The sequence below is a fragment of the Mycobacterium sp. E3339 genome (genome assembly GCF_001666915.1).
Taxonomy (GTDB): domain Bacteria; phylum Actinomycetota; class Actinomycetes; order Mycobacteriales; family Mycobacteriaceae; genus Mycobacterium.
Map to the genome: position 1 here is coordinate 1 of NZ_LZIZ01000142.1, position 7,825 is coordinate 7,825.

General features: G+C 70.5%; 8 protein-coding genes and 2 pseudogenes. 2 read left to right on the forward strand and 8 right to left on the reverse strand.

The window, feature by feature from the left end; all coding sequences use genetic code 11:
• From A5702_RS12470 to A5702_RS12480, 3 genes and pseudogenes are all read right to left on the reverse strand, one after another.
• Positions 1–262, reverse strand: a pseudogene (locus tag A5702_RS12470) (NAD-dependent DNA ligase LigA); the annotation flags it as partial.
• A 53-nt stretch (positions 263–315) separates the two neighbouring features.
• Positions 316–1,209 (reverse strand): hypothetical protein, encoded by an 894-nt coding sequence (locus A5702_RS12475; RefSeq protein ID WP_068221069.1) that lies wholly within the window; start codon positions 1,207–1,209, stop codon positions 316–318.
• Between the two features lie 53 nt (positions 1,210–1,262).
• A complete protein-coding gene (locus A5702_RS12480) occupies positions 1,263–2,288 on the reverse strand; it encodes a methionine synthase (RefSeq protein WP_067819179.1) in 1,026 nt (341 codons plus the stop codon).
• Positions 2,289–2,395: 107 nt separating this feature from the next.
• Between A5702_RS12480 and A5702_RS12485 the strand changes: the two genes are divergently transcribed.
• On the forward strand, positions 2,396–3,031 hold the full coding sequence (locus tag A5702_RS12485) for a sensor domain-containing protein (protein WP_055404833.1): 636 nt from the start codon (positions 2,396–2,398) through the stop codon (positions 3,029–3,031).
• On the opposite strand, the gene mnmA is transcribed toward A5702_RS12485, so the two are convergent.
• From mnmA to A5702_RS12505, 4 genes are read right to left on the reverse strand one after another with little or no spacing between them, the layout of a single operon-like run.
• Positions 3,028–4,104, reverse strand: coding sequence for a tRNA 2-thiouridine(34) synthase MnmA (gene mnmA / locus A5702_RS12490; protein WP_068221071.1), 1,077 nt, complete (start codon positions 4,102–4,104; stop codon positions 3,028–3,030). The two genes, A5702_RS12485 and mnmA, sit on opposite strands and share 4 nt — an antisense overlap.
• Positions 4,105–5,283 carry a cysteine desulfurase family protein gene (locus A5702_RS12495; RefSeq protein ID WP_068221074.1) on the reverse strand — a complete coding sequence of 393 codons (1,179 nt, stop codon included), beginning with the start codon at positions 5,281–5,283 and terminating at the stop codon, positions 4,105–4,107.
• A 39-nt stretch (positions 5,284–5,322) separates the two neighbouring features.
• Positions 5,323–6,216, reverse strand: a complete 894-nt coding sequence (locus A5702_RS12500; protein ID WP_068221077.1) for a 1-acyl-sn-glycerol-3-phosphate acyltransferase — start codon at positions 6,214–6,216, stop codon at positions 5,323–5,325.
• Positions 6,213–7,073 (reverse strand): GNAT family N-acetyltransferase, encoded by an 861-nt coding sequence (locus A5702_RS12505; protein ID WP_068221091.1) that lies wholly within the window; start codon positions 7,071–7,073, stop codon positions 6,213–6,215. Before A5702_RS12505 ends, A5702_RS12500 begins: the two co-directional genes overlap by 4 nt.
• Positions 7,074–7,206: 133 nt before the next feature.
• Between A5702_RS12505 and A5702_RS12510 the strand changes: the two genes are divergently transcribed.
• Positions 7,207–7,602, forward strand: a complete 396-nt coding sequence (locus tag A5702_RS12510) for an SRPBCC family protein (protein ID WP_068221093.1) — start codon at positions 7,207–7,209, stop codon at positions 7,600–7,602.
• A 72-nt stretch (positions 7,603–7,674) separates the two neighbouring features.
• Here the strand turns inward: A5702_RS12510 and A5702_RS25685 are convergent.
• Positions 7,675–7,825: pseudogene (locus A5702_RS25685) on the reverse strand (electron transfer flavoprotein subunit alpha/FixB family protein); the annotation flags it as partial.

The window sequence follows — 7,825 nt, forward strand, 5'->3', positions numbered from 1 at the left end:
GCTCGAGGTGCTCGGCCTCGGTGAAGTCGGTGGCGAAGCCGGCCCCACCGACCAGTTGCGTCGGGGAATCCGGGACGCGCAGCTCGGGATGACGATCCTCAAGCGCGACAAGGTCGTTGAACATCTTGTCGAATTCGGCGTCGGAGACGATTGGAGCGTCCTTGACGTAGTAGCGGAACTGGTGTTCGCGGACCGCACCGGCCAGTTCCTGCCACTGGCGCCGAACCTCGGGTGACACCGGATCAGCTTGTGGCGAGCTCACCCTCGCAGGCTATCCGAGGCCGCCGACACCACGCCCGCAAGGCGGCCCGAAACTCAGGTCGACGGTTCGGCCTTGTCCGGGAAACCGCCGAATGGAACTTCCACGCCTTTTTGAATTGACAGAGCCGCAGCCTGGATGAGCAAAGCAACACTGAGCACGCCGACCCATACCCAGGCCTCGCCAGGACTGATGTGCGTGGCGGTGTTCGCGTAGCGCAATTTCACGACCGACCGCACCATCACCGCGGCGACCACGACTACCGTGATGTACGGGACGGTCGTTCGGAATTGTCGCGCGAAGCGGCCGACGGGTTCTTCCGAACGCCGCCTTTTGATCCCGAGGAACCACGCGACGGCGCCGACGAATCCGACCGCCAGCGGGATCGGAATCGCGAGCCGCACGGCCCAATCCCACAGCGGCTGCAGCGGCTGGTGTTTGTCCGGATCACCCAGCGCCAGCGCCAGGTGCGTGAGCGTGTCTTCGACCAGGAACACCGAAATCGGCGGAACGAGCACCACCAGAACGAACACGCAGTGCTTGGCGAGCACCCCGGCCGAGCCCGAGAAGAATTGCACGATCGCGTTGAGCAGCATGTAGATGGAGGCGGCGAACGAGACGGCGGTGAGCACCTCTGCCGACGCGGCCCGTCCCTCGGTCAGCGAGCATCCGCTTTCGCCGGCCAGCAAGGCGTATCGCAGGGTGGTCAGAAACAGGCCCAGAAACGCACACACCAATGCGATTCCCACTTGCGTCTCGTGTTCGACCTCTCGCGGCTCCAGCGGACGACCCTCGCCGCGGCGCCGGTAGGCGCGATCGATCACGAGATTTATGACGACGAAGGCAAACCCGGCGAGGATGCCGGTGAATTGCGCGTAACTGCGGGCGACGATCGATATGTCAAAGCCCGTCCAAAGGGTGCAGGAGTCCGCAAGTTCGCTCATGACCATTGTCGAGATGGTAGTCGCCGCGTGTTTGCTGGCGATCGGTTTTCAAGCGATGGCTAAATGGCGTCGGGGTCCTGCACGAACGCCTCGGCCGCCCGGCGGGCCAGCCCGATCGCCAGGCGGGCCCACTCGGGCGTCGCACCGGCCAGACCACACGCCGGGGTGACGCCGATGCGGTCGCGCAGCGCCGAGCGCGCAAAGCCAAGGCGATCCGTCACCGCCACCAGCGCCGCGGCCACCTCTTCGGCCGACGGCCGCCGCGGCGGGGCGCTGGCGGCGACCACGCCCAGCATGACCGCGCGACCCGATTCGACGAAGGCGGCGATGCCGTCGAGATCCGCCGCGGCCAGGGTGGCCGCGGCCACCGAAATCGCACCGAAGCTGCTGTCCAGCAACATGTTCCACGGCAACTCCGGCGCGCAGCAATGTAACAGCACCTCGCCTCCCACCGTGCCGACGCAGCCGTCGAGCAGGGCGAGGGCCACCGCCTCGTCCAGCGGCGCCACCGGGCTCAGCGCCGTCACACCGGCCAGCCGTCCGCCCAGTGCGATCGGCAGCGAGGGCTCGTCGAATTGCACCACCACCGGCGTCTCGAGCCGGCGGGCCAGCGCCGCGCGGTGGGCGGCGACGCCTTCGGCCAGCGACGCCGCCAGATCGCGCACGGCGCCGGGGTCGGTGATCGCCCGATGGCCGTTGGCCAGCTCGAGTTCGGCCGCCAGCGTGATCGGCCCCGGAGCCTGCACCTTGACCACGCGGTCGCCGCCGCGCAGGCCGGCCACCTCCCAGGCCTCTTCCAGCGCGTCCATGTCCTCGTCGAGGAGGCTGACGGCGCGGCGGGTGACCGCGCCGGGCCGAGCGGCGACGCGGTAGCCGCGCGGCACGGTATCGATCGCCACGTCGACGAGCAGCGCACCGGCCCGGCCGAGCGTGTCCGCGCCGACGCCTCGGGCGGGCAGCTCGACGATGTGAGCCAGCCCGCCGGCCAACTCGCCGACGACGACTTCGGCGGCCTCCCGTGGCGCGCTGCCGGGCCAGGATCCGACTCCACTGGCCCTGGCGAAGGGATGCGCGAAAACACTCACCGGCCCAACCGTATTCGACACCACCCCGGTCGGGGTCCGCCAGGGGGTGCGTGCCGTGGGACGGCACGGGTAGGTTCGACGCAAGAAGGGTGCGGAACATGTCGCGGATGGCGAGATCGGCACGGCCGCTGCTGATATGCGGGGCCGTGGTGCTGGCTGCGGGATGCACCCGGGTGGTGGACGGCGCGGCGGTGGCCGGGTTCGGTTCCCCGCGGCGGGACGTGCAGGGGATCAACGTCGACACCATCCTGTTGGACCAGTCGCGGATGCGCGCGATCACCGGCGCGGGCGAGCACCTGACGATCATCCCCTCGATGGACGGCACCCGCCCGGTGGACATCGAGGCGCTCGCCGGCACCACGCCGCGCGAGTGCCGGTTCATCTATGCCGAGACGGCGACGTTCGGGCCCGACGTCGAGGAGTTCCACAAGACGACGTTCCAGGATCCGCCCGACGGGGCGCTGATCTCGGAGGGTGCCGCCGCCTACCGGGACGTCGACACCGCACAGCGCGCGTTCGGCGCGCTGGTGACCACGGTCGGGGATTGCGCGAACGGCTCGGACGGACAGCAATACGTCGGCGACTGGAAGGCCGACGGCGGTTCGCTGCACCTGCGGCCGGGCGGATGCGGCCGCGACTACCGGCTGCGGTCGGTGGCCATCCTGGAGGTCACCTTCTGCGGGTTCGCGCAATCGGTGTCCGACATCGTGATGACGAACATCGTGGCGAACATGCCGTCCTAACGCGCCGTGCGGGTGATGGTGGCGCTGCCCAGCACCTCGTCGCCGTCCGGGTCGGGGCGATACAGCACGAGCGTCTGGCCGCAGGCGACGCCGCGCAGCGGGACACGCAACCGCACCACCAGCTCGTCGCCCACCAATTCGGCTACCGCCCCGGCGGTTTCGCCGTGCGCCCGCACCTGCACCTCACATTCGACGGGGCCCGAGGGCGGCCGTCCCGAAGTGAAGACCGGCTCGCGTCCCCGCAACTCGCGCACGTCGAGGTCGGCGGCCTCCCCCACCCGCACGGTCCCGGTATCGGCGTCGATGGCCGTCACATAGCGCGGACGACCATCGGGACCCGGCCCGGCGATGCCGAGGCCCTTGCGCTGGCCGATGGTGAAACCGTGCACCCCGTCGTGCTCCGCGAGCACCGCACCGTCGGCGCCGACCACGGCGCCGCGGCGGACGGCGATGCGCTCGCCCAGGAAGGCGCGGGTATTGCCGGACGGGATGAAGCAGATGTCGTGACTGTCCGGCTTCTCGGCGACCGCCAGGCCGCGGCGGGCGGCTTCGGCGCGGATCTGCGACTTGGGGGTGTCGCCGATCGGAAACGTGGCGCGCGCCAGCTGCCCTGCGGTCAGCACGGCCAGCACATACGACTGGTCCTTGTCCGGATCGACCGCGCGGCGCAGCCGCCCACCGGACAACCTGGCGTAGTGGCCGGTGGCCACCGTGTCGAAGCCCAGCGCAAGGGCTTTCGCCGACAACGCCGAGAACTTGATCAGCTGATTGCAGCGGATGCAGGGGTTGGGTGTTTCGCCGCGCGCGTAGGACGACACGAAGTCGTCGATCACGTCGGCCTGAAACTTTTCCGCGAAATCCCAGACGTAGAAGGGGATTCCGAGCACGTCGGCGACGCGACTCGCGTCAGACGCGTCTTCTTTCGAGCAGCACCCGCGCGAGCCGGTACGCAAAGTTCCCGGGGCGGTTGACAACGCCAGGTGCACGCCGACCACGTCGTGCCCGGCGTCGACCATGCGTGCGGCGGCGACCGAGGAGTCGACGCCGCCGCTCATCGCGGCGAGAACCTTCACTTAGGACGCCCCCGCCGCGGCGAGTGCGGCCCGACGGGCGCGGTCGACCGCCGCCGGCAACACCTGCAACACCGCATCGACATCGGCGTCAACACTGGTGTGCCCCAATGACAGTCGCAGCGACCCGCGGGCGCTGGCGGGGTCGGCGCCCATGGCGACCAACACGTGCGACGGCTGCGCGACGCCGGCGGTGCACGCCGATCCGGTCGAACACTCGATTCCGTTGGCGTCCAACAGCATCAACAGCGCATCGCCCTCGCAGCCGCGGAACGTGAAGTGCGCGTTGCCGGGAAGCCGAAGGGGGTCGCGCGCACCGTTGAGGCTGACGTCGGCGATGCCGGCCAGCACGCCGTCGATCAGCCGGTCGCGCAGCGACCGCAGCCGCGCGCTGTTCGCCTCGATCCCGTCCACCGCGATTTGGGCGGCGGCCGCCATGCCGACGGCACCGGCGACGTCGGCGGTGCCGGAGCGGATGTCACGCTCCTGGCCGCCGCCGTGCGCCAGCGGGACGCACGTCACGTCGCGGCGCAGCAGCAGGGCGCCCACGCCGGGCGGGCCGCCGAACTTGTGCGCGGCCACGCTCATCGCCGAGAGCCCGCTGGCGGCGAAGTCCACCGGCAACTGCCCCACCGCCTGCACGGCGTCGCTGTGCATCGGAACCCCGAATTCGGCGGCGAGGCCGGCGAGCTCGGCGGCGGGCATGACGGTGCCCACCTCGTTGTTGGCCCACATCACCGACACCAACGCGACATCGTCGTGGTGATGCAGCGCCTCGCGCAGCGCGGCCGCCGACACCGAGCCGTCGGCGGCGGTCGGCAGCCAGGTCACCTCGGCGCCCTCGTGTTCGGCCAGCCAGTTCACCGAGTCCAAAACGGCGTGGTGTTCCACCTCGCTGGTGATGATGCGCCGGTGCCGCGGTTCGGCGTCGCGGCGGGCCCAATAGATGCCCTTGACGGCCAGGTTGTCGCTCTCGGTGCCACCGGCGGTGAAGATGACCTCGGACGGCCGGGCGCCCAGCCGGTCGGCGATCAGCTCGCGGGACTCCTCGATGCGCCGCCGCGCCGTCCGGCCGCTGGTGTGCAGCGAGGAGGCGTTGCCGACGGTGCCGAGCACCGCCGTCATCGCCTCGACGGCGGCGGGGTGCATCGGCGTGGTAGCGGCGTGATCCAGGTAGACCATGACCCGACCCACGATACCGGCTGGTCGCGAGGCCTCCGGCTACGAGGCCACCAGCACGGGCCGGTGATCGGCGCCGCGGGCCGGCCCGACGCACGCCACCGACTGGCAGCGGGTCGCCAGGGCCCGCCGGTCGGTCCCCGGCAGCTGCAGAGATTCGACGTGCACGCGCGCCAGCGTGCGGCGCACGGTGAGCAGCCGCCGGATGGACCGCACAAGCGTCTCGTCGCCGACGAACGCGGGCACGGTCGAGACGCTCCCGTCGACGTGGTGGTAGGTCAGCCGAAGCGGCTGCACCGGCCGGCCGGCGTCGATCGCGGCCTGGAACATGGCCGGATAGAACGCGCCACCGCCCCGGTGAGGCTGTCCGGCCCCGCCCGCCGCGGCATCGTCGCCGCGCCGACCACACCACGTGGTGCCCTCCGGGAAGCACACCACCGTCTGACCGCCGCGCAGCCGGCGGGCGACGGCGTCGACCACCGCCGGCAGCCGGCGCAAACTGGACCGCTCGATCGGGATGATCTTGAGGATGCGCGCCACGATTCCGGTGGCGGGCCCGGTGAACATGTCGGCGCGGGCGACGAACGACCCCGGCAGCACCGACCCGATGGCGAAGACGTCGAGCCAGGACATGTGCGGGCTGACGACCAGGACCCCGCTCAGGTTGCGAATCGGGCTGCCGGACACCGTGATTCGGACCCCCAGGCAGCGCAACACCATCCGGCAATAGATGCGCTGCACGCGCGTGCGGCCCGGCAGCGGCGCCGCCAGCAGCACCACTCCGGGCCCCAGCAGCAGCGCCAGCAGGACCCGAAGCGTGACCCGCAGCGCCACCAACAACGGCGGCGACGGGGCCACGTCGCCGAGGCCCACGCAACCGGCGTCGCACGATGCGCGCGGTAACCAGGAGTGCGCGGTGCCCGCGGTGGCGTTCATCGGTCGCCGCCGGCCATCTCCGAGGCGGCCGACACCGACCGCAACCGCTTCAGATATCGGGTATCGGCGCGCCGCTTATCCAGCAGGACGCAGAAATCGCCGACGCCGAAATCGGGGTCGTGCGCCGGCTCACCGCACACCTGGGCTCCCAGCCGCAGGTAACCGCGCATCAGCGCCGGAACCGACGGCCGCGCCGGCGCCGGAATGTCGTCGAGCGCCGTGCCGTCGACGACCACCGGCCGGTGGGGGCGCACCCGGTACTGCGGGGGTGCGGCGTGACGGCTCAGGATGAAATCGCGCACCCCGCGCAGCTGGCGGCCCGGCACCCGGTTTTCGGGGTCGTCGGAATCCCCGCCGATGGGCACCGACACGCAGCCGGTCACGTAGTCGTAGCCGTATCGGTCCAGGTAGGCCAGGATCCCGGCCCACATCAGCAGCACGACGCCGCCGTTGCGGTGGCCGTCGCGCACCACGGCGCGGCCCATCTCGACCAGCGAGGGCCGCAGCGGGTCGAGCGCGCGGATGTCGAATTCCGTCGCGGTGTAGAGGCCCCCGGCCGCGATGGCGCCCGCCGGGGCCAGCATGCGGTAGCAACCCACCAGTTCGCCCGTCGCGTCGTCGCGCACCAGCAGGTGGTCGCAGTGCTCGTCGAACTCATCGACGTCCCGTTGTTCGTCGTCGTTGGTGGGCAGTGCGAAGCCCGGCGTGCTGCTGAAGACGTCGTACCGGAGCCGTTGCGCCGCCTCGATCATGGCGGCGTCGGTGGACAGCAACAGCGAGTAACGCGGCCCACCGGGCGACGCCGTCGTCGCGCCGCCGGGCTTGTCGCTCGGAATCAGGACAGAAGCAATGCTCATGTAAACCAACGTTGCGCAATCGATGAGCGAGTCGGCATCGTCGCTGTGACGTGTCCGTGCACGTCAGATGACGAAATGTGGTTGCCGAGACGCCCCCGCGGCCGTCTTCGGGTCACGGCGGGTGATTGCGGGTATGCCGTCTCCCATGATGTTCACCGCCGACCGCGCGATCGCGGCGCCGCCGTCGGCGGTGTGGGAATTGCTGGTCGATCTGGACGCGTGGCCCAAATGGGGTCCGTCGATTCGCGGCGCCAGGCTCGACGAACCGCACACCGAGTTGGGTCTGCACGCAACGGGCACCGTGCGCACGCCGCTGTTGCTCGAGGTCCCGTTCGTCATCACCGAATTCGAGCCGGGGCGAAGCTGGGCGTGGAAGGTGGCGGGCGTCCCGGCGACGCGGCATTGGGTCAAGCCGTTGGGCGACGGGTCACGCGTGGGGATGGCCGTTCCGTGGTGGTCGGCGCCCTACGTCACGGTGTGCTCAATTGCGTTGCGGCGCATCGACGCAATGCTGACCGGGGCCCCTTGACGCGACCTTGACGCTGCCCACGGATACGCAAGAGCCCCCGACGCCGCGTCGGGGGCTCTTGGGCCGAGAGGCTCAGCCCTTGCGCTGCTTGATGGCGTCGGTCAGCTGCGGGGCGACCTTGAACAGGTCCCCCACCACGCCGTAGTCGGCGATCTCGAAGATCGGCGCCTCTTCGTCCTTGTTGACGGCGACGATGGTCTTCGAGGTCTGCATGCCGGCGCGG

Excerpts from the sequence above, each read along its gene's own strand:
- A5702_RS12510 (WP_068221093.1), top strand. The coding sequence starts at position 7,207 with ATGCCGTCTCCCATGATGTTCACCGCCGACCGCGCGATCGCGGCGCCG.
- A5702_RS12485 (WP_055404833.1), top strand. The coding sequence starts at position 2,396 with ATGGCGAGATCGGCACGGCCGCTGCTGATATGCGGGGCCGTGGTGCTG.
- A5702_RS12475 (WP_068221069.1), bottom strand. The coding sequence starts at position 1,209 with ATGGTCATGAGCGAACTTGCGGACTCCTGCACCCTTTGGACGGGCTTT.
- A5702_RS12505 (WP_068221091.1), bottom strand. The coding sequence starts at position 7,073 with ATGAGCATTGCTTCTGTCCTGATTCCGAGCGACAAGCCCGGCGGCGCG.
- A5702_RS12495 (WP_068221074.1), bottom strand. The coding sequence starts at position 5,283 with ATGGTCTACCTGGATCACGCCGCTACCACGCCGATGCACCCCGCCGCC.
- A5702_RS12500 (WP_068221077.1), bottom strand. The coding sequence starts at position 6,216 with ATGAACGCCACCGCGGGCACCGCGCACTCCTGGTTACCGCGCGCATCG.